We start from the raw sequence: 17,401 nt of genomic DNA, 5'->3' as shown, positions 1-17,401 counted from the left end.
TGGTACGCCTGCGGCCAGTTTTTTTTCGAGACCGTCAGCCGGTAACACCTCTTCACACCCCCGAATCAGGAGCTCTAATGTAGAATTGTCTGTGTTCATACGTGTAAAACCTTGCGTAAATGATTGACCTTGCGCTACTCAGCGGGTATCTTAGCCCGGATATTTTGTTCCTGCCAGAAAAATCCGGCATCCAGACAGGAATCCTGTTAGCGCCGGCATGGAGCATGTGTAGACTACCCGTGTTTAATGCCGGGAATCTGCCCGATGTGCCGGAAAACCGGCTACATCCACCCCATTGACAGCAGCCCAGGAAACTATGGACCACATACGTTACGCCCGCAAAAAACACGCAGCGAAACAATCACGTCTGCTTCCCGCGCTGGCTCTCCTGCTCGCCTGCGCGTTGCCTTTTATACTGGTCAAAACATTTTCCAACCACAAATCCTCCATGCATACCAGCAAGCCGCTGACCCTGCCAAAGCCTTCGCAAAAGGCTGAGATTATCGCAAAATCAAGGAAAGAGAGTGCATGGACGGTGGTTACAGCCCGGGAGAGAGATACACTTGGCGCTATTTTTAACCGTGAAGGCATCAGTGCGAAAACGCTTCAGGCAATACTGCAGGATAATCCGCACGCACGCAGCCTGACATCAATCAAGCCCAACCAGCAGTTGCAGCTGCTTGTGCGTGACAATATCCTGCAAAAAATCATTTTTCCACTGACTACCACCCAGTTTCTGGTTGTCTGGCGTGACGGTGACCGCTACCGCACCAAAGTTAATACACGTAAGATGAACAGCCACAGCCATTATGTCACAGCCACCGTCAATGGCTCGCTCTATGGAACCGCCAAACGCCTTAATATTCCCTATCGACTGGTGCACCAGATGACGGAAATTTTCAACTGGCAAATCGATTTTGCCAGAGACGTGCGCGCGGGCGATCGCTTCACAATCATTTATAAAGCGTTTTACATCGAAGATAAACAGGTTGGAACTGGAGAAATTGAAGCGGTATCGTACACAAACCGCGGAAAAGTCTATCAGGCCATTCGCCATGTTAACGCGAATGGCGATGCCGGGTACTACACTCCGGAAGGTAATGGCCTGCAAAAAGCGTTCAGCCGTTACCCCATTAATTTCAGCCATATCAGCTCTACCTTCAGCATGAACCGTTTTCATCCTATTCTGCGTTATAACCGGCCTCACAAGGGGGTCGATCTGGCGGCACGCATCGGCACCCCAATACACGCAACCGGAGACGGTCGTGTAGAATGGATTGGCCGCCACAGCGGTTATGGCAACATGATTAAAATCAAGCACGACCGTAACATGAGCTCACTCTACGCCCATATGCTCAAATTTCAGAAAGGGCTTGTACGCGGAGCACGTGTAAAACGCGGACAGGTCATTGGTTATGTCGGACAGTCTGGACTTGCATCAGGGCCACACTGCCATTATGAGTTCCGCATTAACGATACACCTCGAAATCCAACGACCGTTGATTTACCACGTTCAGCTTCCGTGCCTGCACGGGAAATGACGGCCTTCCGCGCCAATGCGATGACACTTCTGGCTCACCTCAAGCTTTTTGAGGATGCCCGTATTGCGAGCGAAGAACGCAGCGAGAAACAGAAAAAAGCCTGATCAGGAAAAGAGATAACGGCACACCACCACCGAAGCCGCGATACCGGCAAAGTCCGCCAGCAATCCGGCAGGTATCGCATAGCGTGTACGGCGAATGGCAACAGCACCAAAATACACTGCTATTACATAAAACGTGGTTTCAGTACTGCCCATCATGGTCGCTGCCATTTTGGCAATCAGCGAGTCGCCACCGTGTTCATGAATCAGTTCTGCCATAACGCCGGTTGAAGCGCTTCCAGAAAAGGGACGCAAGAGCGCGAGCGGCAAGAGCTCTGCCGGCATGCCAATGCGTTCAAGCACAGGCGCAAGCCAGGCGCCTAAAACATCGAAAAAACCTGAAGCCCGCAACATGCCAATCGCCACCATCATGGCAATCAGATACGGTATGATGCTTACGCTGGTTTCAAAGCCCTGCTTTGCACCGGTAATGAACGCATCAAAAACATCTACGCGTCGGCAGACCCCATACAGTGGGATACCTACAATGAACATCAGCAGCACCCAATTGGAAAAAAATACCGGCAAACTCAACCATGATGCACCTGTGCTTCGATTTTCGGGCGTGTAAGGCGCGCAAACTGCTTTACGGATATCAGCGCTACAGCGGTTGAAACCAGCGTTGCCGCCAATGCGCTGGCGATAATGGCGCCCGGGTTAGGATTGCCGTTGGCAGCAAGAAATGCTATGGCAGTTGCAGGCACCAGTTGCACGCTCGAGGTGTTTATGGCAAGAAATGTGCACATGGCATCTGTTGCAGTTTCGGCACGCGTGTTGAGTTTTTGCAGTTCTTTCATCGCCTGCAGACCAAAGGGCGTTGCAGCATTGGCAAGCCCCAGCATGTTGGCCGCGATATTAAGCAGCATTGCCCCCATGGCCGGATGTTCGGGAGGTACCTCGGGAAACAGCGGGCGCATGACAGGTCTCAGTGCTCTCGCAAGCTTTTTAATCAGCCCTGAAACACTCGCGATATTCATAATGCCAAGCCATAGGGTCATGATACCGGCAAGTCCCAGGGCAATCTCAAAACCAAGACGTGCTGAGTCGGTAACGGCTGCCACCACCTGTGGAATACGTCCCTGAAAAATACCGGTTACAACGGCCAGGAGCATCATGCCAAGCCAGATAATATTCAGCATTCTTGCACCTCCCCATGCAAAGAGTATAAAGTAACATCAGTTTGCGGAACAGCAGCGCGCGCCCTAAAGAGGAGAGGTACCATGCTGGTAAGGTTCACATCAATACTCCCACTGGTTATGACCGGCATTTTATCAAGTGCTGCAGTGCTTGCGAAGGCGCTTCCTGAAAAAGCGGCGGACAGAGATATTGCACAACTATATCACAGCCTCCCTCCCCTGCCACGCACTTCACTTCCAGAACGCCTGAACCTTATAAGTGCCAGCTTTCTCGGCAAACCTTATCTTCTTGGTGCTTTAGGCGAGGGCGAGCATGCGCGTTTTGATCAATTCCCGCGTTATCGTACGGATGCTTTTGACTGTGATACCTATGTAACCACAGTAATGGCACTTGCACTCTCAGACAGCCTTACGCGTTTTAAAAGGTGCCTTCGTAATATCCGCTACCACGAGGGCAAACGCCGCTTTATCCTGCGCAATCATTTTACCGACCTGGACTGGAATATAAACAATGAAAATGCGGGCCGACTGCGTGACATCACAAGAACCCTTACCACTCCTGAAGGAAAACCGGCTTTCAAAATAGCCGAGGCTTTAATTGATAAACCGGGATGGTATGCGCACTTCACGCATGAAAACATTCGATTGTTAAGCGGGCCGGACGAATTGAAACAACATCGGCTTGTCGAGCTGCAACGCCAGGGAAAAACCCTCCCACGTCAAACGGTCACTCTGCCTTACATTCCGCTCAGCGTGCTCTTTGACGAAAAAGGTCGACCGAACCTGCATTTTTTTAATGCTATCCCTGACGGCGCGGTTATTGAAATCGTTCGTCCTGACTGGGACATCAAAGACCGCATAGGAACGCGGCTTAATATATCCCACCTTGGATTTGTCTTTCGGGTAAAAGGCATTCAGATGTTCCGACAGGCTTCATCTGAGCATCAAAAGGTCGTTGATGTACCACTCACTGATTACCTGAAAAAAGCCATTAAGAGCCCCACCATTCGTGGCATTAATATTCAGGTAGTCCTGAAAGGCGACTGTTAGGGTCTTATATAATGCAATAGGTTCCGATGGCTATCGTACGGTTAAACGGCAGCTGATAAAATTCAATGTTAAGGTTGGCTGAGTAATTGCGCATCAGAAAAGCAAAGAGTTTTTCCTGCCAGTGGAAACGCAGCGTCGCCTGTGACCTGGAAGCTACCACATTAGGCACCTCTACAAGCCACGTTGCTGCATCCACATTGACCTGAAACGGCAATAAACCCCGTTCGTTGGCAAGCTCCAGTGCGCTGGGAATCGAAACTGTATCCATGAAGCCATAATGCAGGGTCAGCTGGCAAATTTTCTCGTCGAGATAGTGCACCTCAAATCGCCGGCTGTAATGCACATGCGGAATGTTTTCTACCGTATAATTCACAATAAGAATATTTTCTGGAAGCGCGCGGCTTAGTTTTAGGAAATGCAGAAAACTGCCACCACTGTTGTCATACACATCAGTAATAAAGATTGCAGTGACACCCTCAAGGCGCGTGAGGGACTTATAGTGCAGCTGGCGCACAATTTTCGCAATGCCTTCCTTGCGCATGTAAAAATTATTTTTTAAATACATTAGTCCCATGTTCCATGTATGCATGACAATCGCAAGGAGGCAGGCAAACAGAATTGGGGTCCAGGCACCGGTCAGAAACTTGTGTGCATTAGCACCGAGGAACGCAGCATCCGCGATGAAAAGGGGCGTGAAAAGCACAACAGTCCGCCACACAGACCATTGCCAGATGGTGTGTGCTGCCCATCCAACCAGCATTGTTATAAGGAGCATATGCAGGTTGACGGCAATTCCATAAGCATGCGCCAGACCACTGGAACTGCGAAAAGTAAGAATCAGGAGCAAGGTTCCCATCAGCAAAAAGAGATTCATCTGGGGAATATAAATTTGCCCCTGATGCTCTTTTGAAGTCTGAATGATTTGAATGCGTGGATACAGGCCCAGCAACACCGCCTGCTTCATTAGTGAAAATGTAGCAGTGATAACCGCCTGGGACGCAATGATGGTGGCCAGCGTTGCAATCACGAGGAGCGGAATAAGAAAACCCTCCGGCGCCATGTGATAGAAAGGATTTTCCATTGCCTCAGGCTGACTGAGCAGGAGCGCCCCCTGACCAAAATAGTTCAGCAGCAGACAGGGAAGCGCCACGATAAACCAGCTGTAACGAATTGGATTTTTACCAAAATGCCCAATGTCGGCATACAGCGCCTCGCCCCCGGTTACCACCAGAAAAACACCACCCAGCAATAAATACCCTTGGTAACCAAAAGCATGCAGAAACTCGAAGCCATACCGCGGGTTAACCGCCTTGAGTACCGCTGGATTTTTCGCAATCTGCAACAGGCCAATTACTGCGATGACCAAAAACCAGATAAGGATGACCGGTCCAAACGCGCGGCCGATGTGGGCGGTACCAAACCTTTGAAAGAAAAAAAGCACAATCAGTATGCCGCATGAGAGTGGTACAATCGCATCGTTAAAAACCGGCGAGGCCACCTTAAGCCCCTCAATGGCGCTGATAACAGAAATCGCCGGTGTCAGCATGCCATCGCCAATTAAAAGACCAGCACCAAAAATCGCCAGCAGATAAAACTGATTTTTGTATTTTGACTGGGTTTGTCGCAAAAGTGCGAGAAGCGCAAGTATTCCCCCCTCTCCATCGTTATCAGCCCGAAAAACGATGCACATGTATTTGAAAGAGATAACGAGAATAAGCGACCAGAACACAAGGGATAGTGCGCCAAGCACGGAAGTATTGCCGATGGGTAAATCCCCCAGCGCCTCACGCATGGCATAAAGCGGGCTGGTTCCTATATCACCAAAAACCACACCAAGGGCTGCAATGGCAAGTGTGGGCGTAACAGTTTCCCGATTCATGAATGGCACATGTTGTTGGTTCTTCCTGATTATGAACCGATATTATCGACTTGTGAATGGGGAGCGGCCTGAATCCATGTTTCAGGCTGTTCCAACCAGCGCCTCACGCCGCCAGGACGCACGCAAAGTGGCAACAAACGGCGGCAGGCACATTACGAAAAGGCCACAGATAAGCGTCAACTCATAGCGCAGCAGGCTGCCAACGTTAATGCCTTCCGGCGGCATGAAACTGACGATAAGGGTCGCAAGCGTACCTATCATGCCGATACCGGCCACCATGCACATTCCCAAAAGCCCGCCTGGAATGCGAAAAGCACGAGGATGGTGCGGCAGTTTGACGCGTAACACCACGGCCGCTACAAACATCAGCATGTACATCAGCATGTACAGCTGTGCCGCGAGTGCCGTCAACAGCCAGTAGGAGCCGTTTACGCTTGGCATAAAGAGGAAAAGGGTTGAGAGCAGAGTGACAATCACCGCCTGTCCAACCAGCATGACGACTGGTGCTTCCCGGCGGTTTCGGCGTTGAAAACCTGCAGGCAGATTACCATCTTGAGCCGCGACAAGCAGGCCGCGGGTGGGGGCGATTATCCAGTTGCTGACGCCACCAAGGCCACCCAGCACCAGCATCACCGCAATAACCGGCATCATCCAGCTCATGTGGTAGCGCGCAAAAAACGCATCAAACGCCTGCATGATACCAGCCACGAGATTGATATCCGCTTTAGGCAACACCACGGCGATGGCCAGCGAACCCAGAACCAGTGTACTGAGAATAATGACCACCGAAATAACCAGTGCGCGCGGAAAAGCGCGTTGCGGATCGCGCACATCATTGGCATGAACTGTCGCAATTTCAATCCCGCAAAAAGACATCATAATTGCCGTAAGCGAAACCCAGAGTGACTTATCATGCCATTGCGGCGATGCGGCTTTCAGTGTAAATGCCACCTGAGAAGGATTTCCACCGATAATCCACGCCATTCCAAGCCCGATAATGAGGCCCATCGGCAACAGCAGCCCTGAAATAGCACAGAGGTTGCTGAAAAATGCGGAAGACTGCATCCCGCGGAGATTAACAAGCGTCGCCCCCCAGAATGATGCGACAATCACCGCCCACAGAAACACAGGATTATCCGCGAGTGCGGGATTAAACAAATAGCCAATGGAGCCCGCAACAAACGACAGGATAGTGGGATACCAGATAACGTTTTCAATCCACTGCAGCCAGATGGCGAGGAACCCGACACGTTTGCCAAGTGCTTCCCGCACCCAGATATAAATGCCGCCCGCCCGTGGCCAGCCAGATGCCAGTTCTGCTGAAACCAGCGCGGTTGGAATAAGAAAAAACAGCGCACCAAGGGTAAAAAACACAATCAGCTGACTGCCAAATAGTGCTGTTGCCGGCAGGTTTCGGATACTGTCAACCGAGCCGACCGTAATCATGATGAGGCTGAAAACACTCAATGCATGCTTTTTATTACTCATGACCTTCCTTCCGGGAAACAGGGGGTGCACTTTAAGGTGCCAAATTGAGTCAAATTTTAACACAAAATGCACGCAATAGCGATAACCCGCACACGCTTCAATCACAAAAAATAGTGAGTCACTCTACGCGAAATACCTGCATTTGTAAAACGGCTCTATCCATCGTTGTTGAACAAATTGCAAATAAAATGTATGATGCACTACTTGTAAGGAAGCGCGTGTATCACTTTCTTGCCCTCCACGAAACATGCATTTACTCCGGGTCCTCTGACATTTGGTGTAAGGCACCAACCGGAATTTTTCATGAATTTTCAAGATTTATCACTGGCCACCCCTTTGCTTGACGCGGTAAAGGCGCAAGGCTACGAAACTCCATCACCCATTCAGCAAAAGGCCATACCGGTAGTGCTTAATGGTGACGATTTACTGGCTTCCGCGCAAACCGGAACTGGAAAGACCGCGGGCTTTGTGCTGCCCATTCTGCATCAACTGCTCGAAAAGCCGCGTGCAGGCAGCAATCAGACCCTGGCACTTATCCTCACTCCAACGCGCGAACTGGCAGCCCAGGTGCATGAGGATGTGCGACAGTGTGCACAATTTACCAAAATTCGCAGCGCGGTAGTTTTTGGCGGGGTTAATATCAACCCGCAAATGCTGAAGTTGCGCTCAGGCGTTGAGATACTGGTAGCAACACCCGGACGCCTGCTTGATTTGGTGCGCCAGAACGCGATACGCCTTGATGCGGTAAAGACGTTTGTGCTGGATGAAGCCGACAGAATGCTTGATATGGGATTTATCCATGATATCCGCCGCGTCATGGCACTGCTGCCTAAACGCCGCCAGAACCTGCTTTTTTCAGCAACATTTTCTCCAGAAATTCGCGCGCTTGCGAAATCGTTTCTGCATCAACCGGTAGAAGTATCTGTCACCCCGCCTAACAGCACCGTTGACAAAATCAAGCAAACCATTCACCCGGTTGATAAAGCGCAAAAAGCCGCCCTGCTCTGCCACCTTGCTCACAGCCAGCAATGGAGACAAGCATTGATTTTTTCACGTACTAAACACGGCGCGAACAAACTCGTAAAAATTCTCGCAGGACACAACATCGAAGCTGCTGCCATTCATGGCAACAAGAGTCAATCCCAGCGCACGCAGGCACTCGATGCCTTTAAGACCGGTAAAATTCGCCTCCTGGTCGCAACCGACATTGCCGCACGCGGCATTGACATCGACCAGCTGCCAATCGTGGTCAATTTTGATTTGCCGCAGGTGCCCGAAGATTACGTGCACCGCATCGGACGTACGGGCCGCGCCGGCAGTTCTGGCGTTGCTCTCTCGCTTGTCAGTGCGGATGAGGCCAATCTGTTGCATGCGATTGAAAAAATCACCAAAAAACGCCTGAATCGGGTAGAAATAGATGATTTTGAGCCTGAGCACCGTCTTCCTGAGCACATAGCACCTGCCGCGCGCTCCTCCCAGGGGCCCCGCAGACAATCTGCCGGCAGACGCAGATAATGGTGGATGGTTTTAATCCGTAGCGGCTGCCGGACGCTCGAGGGCATACCCTGACAGTGCGCACTGAAGGTCGTGCGCACTGACTTCTCCCTGGTACCGACTAATGGCAAGGGTTGCGACACCATTGCCAATGTAATTGACCAGTGCGCGTACATCACTCATAAATCGGTCAATACCGAGTACCAGTACTATGCCCACTGCGGGAATGCCTGGCACTACCGCGAGAGTCGCGGCCAGGGTTACAAAGCCTGCGCCGGTTACGCCTGCCGCCCCCTTGCTCGTCAGCATGGCGGTTGCAAGTAATGCAATTTGCTGCGTCGCATTCAATGAAATACCGAGCGCCTGCGCAATGAACAAGGCCGCCAGCGTAATGTAAATATTGGTGCCATCGAGGTTAAACGAATATCCCATGGGAACAATCACGCCCACGGTTTCCCGTTCACAACCGAGCGCTTCAAGTTTCTGAATGAGCTGGGGGAGAGCCGCTTCACTCGAAGAGGTTCCAAGCACCAGCCAGAGTTCCGGCAGGATGTAGCGCAGGAAGCGTCCAAGGGAAAACCCGCTGCAACGAGCGACAGTCCCAAGCACTCCCGCCACAAAAACAAACGCCGTGAGGTAAAACACGCCAATCAGCCCCGCAAGCGGCAGCAGCAGCGCACTGCCAAACTGACCCACGGTAAATGCCATAGCCCCAAAAATTCCGAGCGGTGCAGTCATCAGTACCATGCGGACCATTACAAATACCGCACTTGTCAGCCGCTCCAGCATGTCGCAAAGCGGCCTCGCCACGCGCTCACCTACCGCCAGCAGCGAGGCGCCAAAAAGGATGGCGAGAAAAAGAATCTGGAGCATGTCGCCACTGGCGAAGGGTTCCACGATACTGGCAGGAATAATGTGTTTCAGAAAATCAACAGTAGAAAGTTTTTCACTGCTCGCAATAAACTGCGATACAGGTCCAGCATCGAGGAGCTCAAGATGCGCATGCACACCAGCTCCGGGCTGCAAAACATGCGCGGCCATCCAGCCCATGCCAAGTGCCAGCGTAGAAATAACCTCAAAATAGATGAATGCGCGCAGTCCAAGCGCTCCCAGTTTTTTCAAAGAACCTGTTTGTGCAATGCCCGTGACGACCGTCAGAAAAACAACTGGACCCACAAAGAGCTTTATAAGCTTGACAAAGCCTGTCGCCAGCGGCTCCATCGAAGCCCCCGCGACCGGATTAAGCCAGCCGAGCAGACATCCGCCGATAAACGCGGCAAAGATCCAAAAATAAAAAGAGCGCAGCAGCTTCATGGGGAAGATCCGGATATGCGTGGTTGGAATATGTGCACTATACCATGAGACACTTTGCACGCATACACCGCGGACGAGCCCTCATTTCATGATGTGAAGCAACAGTGTAGCGGTTTGGTGTCATATTTTTCGGAATGAAGACACGCACCAGAGTGTCCCTGAACGCCAAAAGCCGTTAAAATCACCTTTATCTCATCTTTATGTGAATCCAGAATGCATGAAATTATTCTCGCAACCGGCAATGCCGGCAAGGTGGCGGAGCTGCAGGCGCTGCTGGCCCCCATTGATTGTATCCCGCAAAAGAATCTTGGCATAAATGACGTCCCGGAAACCGGGATGAGCTTTATTGAAAATGCGCTCATTAAGGCGCGACATGCCAGCAGCGAAGCACAAAGACCCGCACTTGCTGATGACTCCGGTCTTGTAGTGCCGGCGCTTGAAGGTGCACCGGGTATTTTTTCCGCGCGTTTTGCCGGACCCGGCGCCACTGACGCTGAGAATATCGCGCTGCTTCTTGAACGCATGCACCTGCTGAAGGGCGATGCGCGTGCCGCCTTTTTTTACTGTGCCATCGTTATCGTGCGACACGCTAATGACCCCACTCCGCTGGTGGCAACGGGCGTGCTGCACGGGATGATTGCAGATACCCCGCGTGGTACGCATGGCTTTGGCTACGACCCGGTTTTCATGGTTCCCGGACACCATCTTACTGCCGCCGAACTTGCGCCCGGTGTAAAAAACACTATCAGCCACCGTGCACGTGCACTCCTCGAACTGCAGCGGCTGATGACCGACCATCCTTTGTGAGCACACCATGGAACGATGCACCATTCTTCCCTTTGATGCCCTGACCACCCGCCAACTCTATGCACTGCTTGCGCTGCGAAGCCGTGTCTTTGTCGTGGAGCAGTCTTGCGTGTATCTTGACCCTGATGGCCTTGATGAAAGCGCCATGCACCTTCTTTATGAGCAGGATGGAGAGCTTGTGGGGTATGCTCGAATGCTTGCTTTTCCACACGGCGAGGGCATGAGCTTCGGGCGTCTGGTTACCGACCCGCGGCTGCGCGGCGGCGGCATTGGCAGGAGGCTCGTTGATACCGCACTCACCTGGCTTGCCACAGAACATCCAGAGGCGCCTGTTCGCATTACCGCGCAGATTTATCTGAAAGATTTTTACGCATCTTTTGGTTTTGCTGCAGAAGGCGAGCCCTTCGACATGGACGGCATTATCCACCTGCAGATGGTTAAGCACTCATGACACGCCAGAGCAGACTGGATGCAGCCCGCAAAGCCCTGCAAAACCATCAGCCGATTGAGGCCAAAGCCGAACTGGAACCTCACCTTGCTGAATGCCCCAATGACGCCGATGCGCTGCACCTTCTAGGGCTTGCGCATGCAGGCAGTGGCATGATGAAAGAATCTGTTGACGCACTCGAGCGCGCAGTAGCACTTGCACCGGAAGATGCCGTGATTCAAAAGCATCTTGGTAATGCGCTTTTTCACAGCTCACGGCCGCAGGAGGCCTTTGCCTGTTATCAAAAAGCCATCGCCCTTGCACCTACAGATGCTTTTGCACATCACAATCTGGCCACGCTGCTTGCAAAAACAGGTGATACAGATGGCGCGTTGCGCCATTATGCCGAGGCTCTGGCATTGCATCCTGGATTTATCAATGCCCATTACAACCTTGGCCTGCTTTTCCTGAAAAAGGCTGACAGCCATTCAGCACTTATCCAGTTTGCCAATGTGCTCGCACTTGCGCCGGAACACACCGAGGCGCGCTTTCACCACGCCGTTCTTTTACTGAATGAAAACACGGTAGATGCAGCAGAAAAGGATTTTTTACAGGTTTTAGACAGCCATCCTGAACACGTACTGGCACTGACCAACCTTGGCGTAATCGCCCTGAAACGCGATGAAGGGCAGCATGCCATCGCGTATTTCACCAAGGCTCTCGCGCTCGACAACAGCCTCACTGAAGCGCGCAGTAACCTTGCTGCTACTTTCATGCAGTATGACCGCTTTGAAAACGCGCTGACGCATTATGACATTCTGCTTCAGGAAACCCCCGATAATCTTGAATACCTGTATAATGCTGCCGTTGCGCGCATGACGCTTGGTTTTCTGAAAGAGGCCAGCGATCATTTGCTTATCCTGTTACAAAAGGCACCCGCGCATGCACCGGCTTTGGTCAACCTGGCGGCTATCCGTATCCGACAGGGACTGCGTGAAGAAGCCATGGCACTCCTCGAAAAAGCACTTGCACTGAATCCTCAGGATGACGCCTGCCGGCACATGCTGCAGGCACTCACCGGCAACAGTGAAGCCGCTGACACCAATCCTGCTTACATCACTCAACTCTTTGACAACTACGCGCTCTACTATGACCGACACATGCAGGAAACCCTTCACTATGTCCTGCCTGAAACCATTGGCGCCATGATGGAAACCCACCTTTTACATCGCGCAGAAAACGCTGTTGACCTTGGCGCAGGCACTGGACTTCTCGCCCCCTTCCTGCGGCCATTATGCACGCATTTAACCGGTGTCGACCTCTCACCCAAAATGTTGAAGCGCGCAAAGGAGCGCGGTCTGTATGATGCCCTTGAAAAAGCGGAACTGGTGGATTTTTTCAAGCAGACTGACAGGCACTTTGACCTCATCACTGCCGCAGAAGTACTGCCCTATATCGGCTCGCTGCAAACACTCTTTGCAGAAATCAGCGCGCACATGCATCCCGGTGGACTTTTTATTTTCAGCATTGAACCTTCAGAATCAGAAGACCTCTTTCATCTGCAGCAAAACGCGCGCTTTGCCCATCATCCATCAAAATTGCAGGCACTTCTTAAAAGCCTTTCATTTGAAATCATGGAAGAGAAACGCGTTCAGGCACGCACACAGGACAACAAGCCTCTGGAGCTTCTGCTGATAGCTGCACGCAAACTCCCCTGACTAAAAAGGCACCTGCAGGCCAGAGCTCACCCGCTGCATCTGCTCGCGAAACGCTGACTGTATCCGCTCCATGGCCGCTGCTGAATCTGCTTCAAACCGTGCCACGAGGCATGGCGTGGTGTTGGACGCACGCAAAAGCCCCCAGCCATCACCATACTCAACCCGAAGCCCGTCAATAGTGACCGTACGCGCGCCCGGGAAGCGGGCTTCGGCACAAAAACGCTGCATATACGCGAATTTTTCAGCATCAGAAATGGCAATCTGGATTTCTGGCGTATTAATGCTGTCGGGGATATCAGCAAACTGTTCACTGAGCGTTTTATCAGAGCGACTGACGATTTCAAGAAGTCTACAGGCGCTGTAGAGTGCATCATCAAAACCGTACCAGCGATCGCCAAAAAAAATGTGTCCGCTCATTTCACCGGCAAGGGCTGCCGCTTCACGCTTCATTACCGCCTTCACGAGCGAATGACCGGTCGGGCACATCACCGGGACGCCACCGCTCGCCTCAATCACCTGCCCGAGATGGGCGGAACATTTCACATCATAGACGATGCGCGCCCCTGAACGACGTCCCAATATTTCGCGGGCATAACACATGAGAAGGCGATCGGGCCAGATAATGCGGCCTTTTTCATCAAGCACGCCAAGCCGGTCGCCATCGCCGTCAAAAGCCAGCCCGATGTCGGCCTGATGAGCAAGAACTGCCGCCCGTAAATCAAGGAGATTCGATTCTACCGTGGGGTCGGGATGATGATTGGGAAAAGCGCCATCCACCTCACAATAGAGCGGAATCACTTCACAGCCTAAAGCACGCAAAAGCCCCGGAATAATGGGGCCAGCTATTCCGTTACCGGCATCAACCACCACTTTCAGCGGGCGGGAGAGTTTAACATCGGCAAGAATGCGCGCGTTATAATCGGCGCGAATGTCATCAAAAGAAAGCTTGCCTTGACCGCTGCAGAATTCTCCGGCATTCACCAATGCGCAAAGCTCCTGAATGGCCTCTCCTGCCTGCGCCTTGCCGGCAAGCACCATTTTCAGGCCATTATAACCCGCCGGGTTATGGCTGCCGGTAACCATGAGACCGCTGTCAATCGCACGCGTACTCGCAGCAAAATAAAGCAATGGCGTTGGGATGGCACCGAGGTTCACCACGTGAATACCGCCTTCTGTCAGCCCTGCTGCCAGTGCATCACACAGTGCGGGGCCCGTTGTGCGTCCATCGCGTGCCAGAAACGTCGTATCGCGCACTTCTGATTGCAACCGCATGGCAAGTGCCCGTCCAAAGCTGTAATAGGCATTCTCGTCAAGCGTCTCCCCGACAATGCCGCGGATATCATACGCTCTGAATACAGAGGATTCGACCGGACGAATGTGATAGCGGGTATGGCTCATCCGCTATTGTCTCCCCGAACTGCCAAATCCACCTTCACCGCGTGCACTTGGAGCAAATTCGCTGACCTCACGAAATTGTACACGTGCTACCGGCACAAAGACCAGTTGCGCAATGCGCTCGCCGGGGTTAACGGTAAAGCAGTCCTGACCACGGTTCCAGCAGGAAATTTTAAGTTCACCCTGGTAGTCGGCATCAATCAGGCCCACGAGGTTACCAAGAACGATGCCATGTTTGTGACCAAGACCTGAGCGCGGCAGAATAACCGCAGCGAGTTCCGGGTTTTCGATATAAATGGCAAGCCCTGTACCAATCAGCACGGTTTCACCAGGTGCGATTTGTAAAGGAGCATCCATACAGGCACGCAGGTCAAGGCCTGCCGAACCGTCAGTTGCATATTCCGGTAATGGAAACTGGCTGCCCGCACGCGGGTCAAGGATTTTCAGCTGTATCGGGTATTGCATGCGACTCCCCCTGGAGATTAAGGGCGTCATTTTGAAGCCTTGTCGCAAGGATTGCAATAATCTCACCCGCAAGACGGGTTTTGTGGGTATGGGGAAGCGCAATTTCGCGAGCATTGTCGATAATGGTTACCGCGTTGCCAGCGGCACCAAAGCCCATGCCTTCACCTACCTGATTGGCAATAATGACATCAAGCCCTTTCGCCAGGCGTTTTTTGCGCGCATATGCAAGCACATCATGCGTTTGCGCGGCAAATCCGACTACGCATGCCGCGCGCCCCACAGCCGCAACGCTCGCGATAATATCCGGGGTCGCATGCATCTCAAGCGTCAAGCTGCCCTCTGCGGATTTTGGCATTTTTTGCGCGTGTACGCTTCGTGGCTGATAATCAGCAACCGCGGCACATCCGATAAAAAGACTTCCCGGGTAAAGATGGTGCATCACGGCATCAAGCATCTGCTGCGCCGACTCCACCTGCACCGTATCTACCCCCTGAGGTGCCTGAAGGGAACAGGAACCACTTACGAGGGTTACCTGCGCACCGGCTGTGCGCGCGGCGCGCGCAAGTGCGTAGCCCATGCGGCCTGAACTGTGATTAGACACAAAACGGACGGGATCAAGCGCTTCACGCGTGGGACCCGCGGTAATCAGAACATGCTGTCCTTTAAGAACAGGTCCGAGCGAGAGCAGACGCAGAGCATCAAGGATGTCATCCACCTCACTCATGCGCCCATCCCCTTCCTCGCCACAGGCAAGTGACCCAGAGTCCGGTCCCACAAATCGCACGCCCCGCGCTTGAAGGAGCGATCTGTTAGCGCGTGTTGCGGGATGTTGCCACATGCTGTGGTTCATTCCAGGCGCAAGCAGCAATGGTACATCGGCCACGAGGCAAAGGGTCGCGAGCAAATCATCGGCAAGACCGTGCGCCAGTTTCGCCATGGTATGCGCCGTTGCGGGTGCGATAACGATGGCATCGGCCCAGCGTGCGAGCGCGATATGCCCCATGGCACGCTCCGCTTCCGTATCGAGCAGCGATTCATGCACGGGATTACCCGAAAGCGCCTGCAGGCTCAGTGGCGTTACAAATTCGCGGGCAGAAGGTGTCAGCACTACGCGCACACACGCCCCAAGCTTCACAAGCTCGCGCACCAGAAGTACCGACTTGCAGGCAGCAATACCGCCACAAATGCCGACGAGAATGTTTTTACCCTGGAAATCGCGCATGAAGTACCTTACGATAGTTGAATCGTATACTTTATCACCAACTTTACGCGCATTATACAGCAGCTGTTTGGATAAAAACCAATCCTGTTTCCCGATTCCAGTGAGTTAGTACGCACTCAAACAGCACTTCAATGCCAGCCTGCAAAAAACTCGCAAAGTACATGGCGTTATTTAAAAGTAGCGCCGTAGCCTGGGCTGATAAGCCCAGGGATGGATGCATGAAAATGCACCGATGCCGGGCTTCAGTACGCAAAACAAATTATGGCAACCTGGCGTTTGGTATTGCAGGCGCTGTCATGAAAGTCGAGCGTTTCATATGGGCAGCCCTCAACACGCATGCTAGAATGATTTTTTTACGCCGTGTGCAACTTTTAATGGATAAGAGAGTGGATGCTTGAAAGGCACAGCATAATTTTGTAAGTTCTTGATTTTCCGACGATCCAGGACTACAAGGAGTATGCTGTGCCGGTTGAGGATTTTATCATTAGTACTTTTTGTTTGATAGATTCCCTTTACAAAAAGGCCGTTATCACAAAGTTGAGAACCCGAGGCTTTGCACCCAGGCTCTCCGATCCCGAGGTGATCACGATAGAGCTGGTTGGCGAGTTTCTCGGGCTTGATACCGATAAGGCAATTTGGTCATATTTCAAGCGACACTGGCAGAATTGGTTTCCCGGGCTTGGAGACAGGACGAGCTTCGCCAGGCAATCAGCCAAGTTGTGGGCCGTTAAGCAAAGCATTCAAAAATTGCTGGCCGGGAAACTGGGTACCTTCAATGACTCACTCCATATGTCTGACGGATTTCCTTTGCCAATTTGTCACTTCAGGCGCGCTAACTTTTCCCGGTTGTTCTCAGAGGCCGCCGCTTATGGCTACTGCGCCTCAAAAAATGAGCGCTATTATGGGTTCAAGGGCAATCTGTTGATTGACTCACAAGGCGTCATTACCGCCATAACCGTCACACAGGCAAACATTGATGAACGAGAGTCCGTCTGGGATAATCTCGACAACGTACAGGGCATGATTATTGCTGATAAGGGATTGATAGGCCAAGATTTTCAGGAACAAATCCGACAACATACGAATGTTACCCTGCAAACGCCTCTGCGCTCCAATATGACAGACCCACGCGGCTCAGATTTTAGCAAGTGGCTCGTATCTACCCGCAGATTGGTTGAAACGGTGATTGGGCAACTGACAGAGCGCTTTCATATTCAAAAAGTCAGGGCTCGCGACCTCTGGCACCTGACCAGCAGAATCGGACGAAAAACCTTGGCGCATACAATTGGATGCTTTCTTAATCACAAGCGAGGGGCAAAATTAACCCAGTTTGATGGACTTGTCGCCCCGTTGTAAGTTGCACA

General features: G+C 52.1%; 17 protein-coding genes (1 of these 17 running past the window's edge). 8 read left to right on the top strand and 9 right to left on the bottom strand.

What is annotated here, in order from left to right; all coding sequences use genetic code 11:
• Positions 1-99 carry the 5' end (the start) of a tyrosine--tRNA ligase gene (tyrS, locus tag E4T54_RS09705; RefSeq protein ID WP_028386800.1) on the bottom strand. The gene continues 1,113 nt to the left of window position 1, outside the view, so only the first 99 of its 1,212 coding nucleotides appear in the window; it begins with the start codon at positions 97-99; its stop codon lies off the left edge, out of view.
• A 217-nt stretch (positions 100-316) separates the two neighbouring features.
• Here tyrS and E4T54_RS09700 point away from each other — a divergent pair, with 217 nt between their 5' ends.
• Positions 317-1,645 (top strand): peptidoglycan DD-metalloendopeptidase family protein, encoded by a 1,329-nt coding sequence (locus E4T54_RS09700; protein WP_028386799.1) that lies wholly within the window; start codon positions 317-319, stop codon positions 1,643-1,645.
• Here the strand turns inward: E4T54_RS09700 and E4T54_RS09695 are convergent, their stop codons facing one another.
• Positions 1,646-2,137 (bottom strand): spore maturation protein, encoded by a 492-nt coding sequence (locus E4T54_RS09695; RefSeq protein ID WP_131793762.1) that lies wholly within the window; start codon positions 2,135-2,137, stop codon positions 1,646-1,648.
• A gap of 35 nt (positions 2,138-2,172) precedes the next feature.
• Positions 2,173-2,781 (bottom strand): nucleoside recognition domain-containing protein, encoded by a 609-nt coding sequence (locus E4T54_RS09690; protein WP_028386797.1) that lies wholly within the window; start codon positions 2,779-2,781, stop codon positions 2,173-2,175.
• An 81-nt stretch (positions 2,782-2,862) separates the two neighbouring features.
• Here E4T54_RS09690 and E4T54_RS09685 point away from each other — a divergent pair, with 81 nt between their 5' ends.
• Positions 2,863-3,828, top strand: a complete 966-nt coding sequence (locus E4T54_RS09685) for an N-acetylmuramoyl-L-alanine amidase-like domain-containing protein (protein ID WP_028386796.1) — start codon at positions 2,863-2,865, stop codon at positions 3,826-3,828.
• A 4-nt stretch (positions 3,829-3,832) separates the two neighbouring features.
• Here E4T54_RS09685 and E4T54_RS09680 read toward each other — a convergent pair whose 3' ends face one another.
• On the bottom strand, positions 3,833-5,707 hold the full coding sequence (locus tag E4T54_RS09680; protein ID WP_028386795.1) for a potassium transporter Kup: 1,875 nt from the start codon (positions 5,705-5,707) through the stop codon (positions 3,833-3,835).
• An 81-nt stretch (positions 5,708-5,788) separates the two neighbouring features.
• Positions 5,789-7,195, bottom strand: a complete 1,407-nt coding sequence (locus E4T54_RS09675) for an APC family permease (protein ID WP_028386794.1) — start codon at positions 7,193-7,195, stop codon at positions 5,789-5,791.
• A 303-nt stretch (positions 7,196-7,498) separates the two neighbouring features.
• On the opposite strand from E4T54_RS09675, the gene E4T54_RS09670 reads away from it, so the two are divergent.
• Positions 7,499-8,710 (top strand): DEAD/DEAH box helicase, encoded by a 1,212-nt coding sequence (locus E4T54_RS09670; RefSeq protein ID WP_051550965.1) that lies wholly within the window; start codon positions 7,499-7,501, stop codon positions 8,708-8,710.
• A gap of 12 nt (positions 8,711-8,722) precedes the next feature.
• On the opposite strand, the gene dctA is transcribed toward E4T54_RS09670, so the two are convergent.
• Positions 8,723-10,003: a C4-dicarboxylate transporter DctA gene (gene dctA / locus E4T54_RS09665; RefSeq protein WP_028386793.1), complete on the bottom strand. Its 1,281-nt coding sequence runs from the start codon at positions 10,001-10,003 to the stop codon at positions 8,723-8,725.
• 213 nt (positions 10,004-10,216) lie between these two features.
• On the opposite strand from dctA, the gene rdgB reads away from it, so the two are divergent.
• Genes rdgB through E4T54_RS09650 form a run of 3 tightly spaced genes read left to right on the top strand, consistent with a single transcriptional unit; the run spans position 10,217 to position 12,955 of the window.
• Positions 10,217-10,810, top strand: coding sequence for an RdgB/HAM1 family non-canonical purine NTP pyrophosphatase (rdgB, locus tag E4T54_RS09660; RefSeq protein ID WP_028386792.1), 594 nt, complete (start codon positions 10,217-10,219; stop codon positions 10,808-10,810).
• A gap of 7 nt (positions 10,811-10,817) precedes the next feature.
• A complete protein-coding gene (locus tag E4T54_RS09655; protein ID WP_035902827.1) occupies positions 10,818-11,261 on the top strand; it encodes a GNAT family N-acetyltransferase in 444 nt (147 codons plus the stop codon).
• A complete protein-coding gene (locus E4T54_RS09650) occupies positions 11,258-12,955 on the top strand; it encodes a tetratricopeptide repeat protein (protein WP_051550964.1) in 1,698 nt (565 codons plus the stop codon). The genes E4T54_RS09655 and E4T54_RS09650 overlap by 4 nt, the downstream gene beginning before the upstream one ends.
• On the opposite strand, the gene E4T54_RS09645 is transcribed toward E4T54_RS09650, so the two are convergent.
• Genes E4T54_RS09645 through coaBC form a run of 3 tightly spaced genes read right to left on the bottom strand, consistent with a single transcriptional unit; the run spans position 12,956 to position 16,037 of the window.
• Positions 12,956-14,353 carry a phosphomannomutase/phosphoglucomutase gene (locus E4T54_RS09645; RefSeq protein ID WP_035902822.1) on the bottom strand — a complete coding sequence of 466 codons (1,398 nt, stop codon included), beginning with the start codon at positions 14,351-14,353 and terminating at the stop codon, positions 12,956-12,958.
• 3 nt (positions 14,354-14,356) lie between these two features.
• Positions 14,357-14,815: a dUTP diphosphatase gene (dut, locus tag E4T54_RS09640; protein WP_028386788.1), complete on the bottom strand. Its 459-nt coding sequence runs from the start codon at positions 14,813-14,815 to the stop codon at positions 14,357-14,359.
• Positions 14,784-16,037: a bifunctional phosphopantothenoylcysteine decarboxylase/phosphopantothenate--cysteine ligase CoaBC gene (gene coaBC / locus E4T54_RS09635; protein ID WP_028386787.1), complete on the bottom strand. Its 1,254-nt coding sequence runs from the start codon at positions 16,035-16,037 to the stop codon at positions 14,784-14,786. The genes dut and coaBC overlap by 32 nt, the downstream gene beginning before the upstream one ends.
• 218 nt (positions 16,038-16,255) lie before the next feature.
• On the opposite strand from coaBC, the gene E4T54_RS09630 reads away from it, so the two are divergent.
• Both E4T54_RS09630 and E4T54_RS09625 read left to right on the top strand, forming a co-directional pair.
• Positions 16,256-16,435 carry a hypothetical protein gene (locus tag E4T54_RS09630; protein ID WP_058387072.1) on the top strand — a complete coding sequence of 60 codons (180 nt, stop codon included), beginning with the start codon at positions 16,256-16,258 and terminating at the stop codon, positions 16,433-16,435.
• A 64-nt stretch (positions 16,436-16,499) separates the two neighbouring features.
• Entirely contained in the window at positions 16,500-17,393 is an 894-nt protein-coding gene (locus tag E4T54_RS09625; protein WP_058387092.1) for an IS982 family transposase, read from the top strand.
• Positions 17,394-17,401: the final 8 nt, after the last annotated feature.

This window comes from Legionella geestiana, assembly GCF_004571195.1.
GTDB lineage: Bacteria > Pseudomonadota > Gammaproteobacteria > Legionellales > Legionellaceae > Legionella_B > Legionella_B geestiana.
Note: the sequence above shows the minus strand (reverse complement) of the source record. Positions and strands in the feature narration are given on the sequence as shown.

Bases quoted from the DNA above. Each gene is read 5' to 3' on its own strand.
- E4T54_RS09700 (WP_028386799.1), top strand. From the start codon at position 317: ATGGACCACATACGTTACGCCCGCAAAAAACACGCAGCGAAACAATCA.
- E4T54_RS09695 (WP_131793762.1), bottom strand. From the start codon at position 2,137: ATGTTCATTGTAGGTATCCCACTGTATGGGGTCTGCCGACGCGTAGAT.
- E4T54_RS09690 (WP_028386797.1), bottom strand. From the start codon at position 2,781: ATGCTGAATATTATCTGGCTTGGCATGATGCTCCTGGCCGTTGTAACC.
- E4T54_RS09685 (WP_028386796.1), top strand. From the start codon at position 2,863: ATGCTGGTAAGGTTCACATCAATACTCCCACTGGTTATGACCGGCATT.
- E4T54_RS09680 (WP_028386795.1), bottom strand. From the start codon at position 5,707: ATGAATCGGGAAACTGTTACGCCCACACTTGCCATTGCAGCCCTTGGT.
- E4T54_RS09675 (WP_028386794.1), bottom strand. From the start codon at position 7,195: ATGAGTAATAAAAAGCATGCATTGAGTGTTTTCAGCCTCATCATGATT.
- E4T54_RS09670 (WP_051550965.1), top strand. From the start codon at position 7,499: ATGAATTTTCAAGATTTATCACTGGCCACCCCTTTGCTTGACGCGGTA.
- dctA (WP_028386793.1), bottom strand. From the start codon at position 10,003: ATGAAGCTGCTGCGCTCTTTTTATTTTTGGATCTTTGCCGCGTTTATC.
- rdgB (WP_028386792.1), top strand. From the start codon at position 10,217: ATGCATGAAATTATTCTCGCAACCGGCAATGCCGGCAAGGTGGCGGAG.
- E4T54_RS09655 (WP_035902827.1), top strand. From the start codon at position 10,818: ATGGAACGATGCACCATTCTTCCCTTTGATGCCCTGACCACCCGCCAA.
- E4T54_RS09650 (WP_051550964.1), top strand. From the start codon at position 11,258: ATGACACGCCAGAGCAGACTGGATGCAGCCCGCAAAGCCCTGCAAAAC.
- E4T54_RS09645 (WP_035902822.1), bottom strand. From the start codon at position 14,353: ATGAGCCATACCCGCTATCACATTCGTCCGGTCGAATCCTCTGTATTC.
- dut (WP_028386788.1), bottom strand. From the start codon at position 14,815: ATGCAATACCCGATACAGCTGAAAATCCTTGACCCGCGTGCGGGCAGC.
- coaBC (WP_028386787.1), bottom strand. From the start codon at position 16,037: ATGCGCGATTTCCAGGGTAAAAACATTCTCGTCGGCATTTGTGGCGGT.
- E4T54_RS09630 (WP_058387072.1), top strand. From the start codon at position 16,256: ATGAAAATGCACCGATGCCGGGCTTCAGTACGCAAAACAAATTATGGC.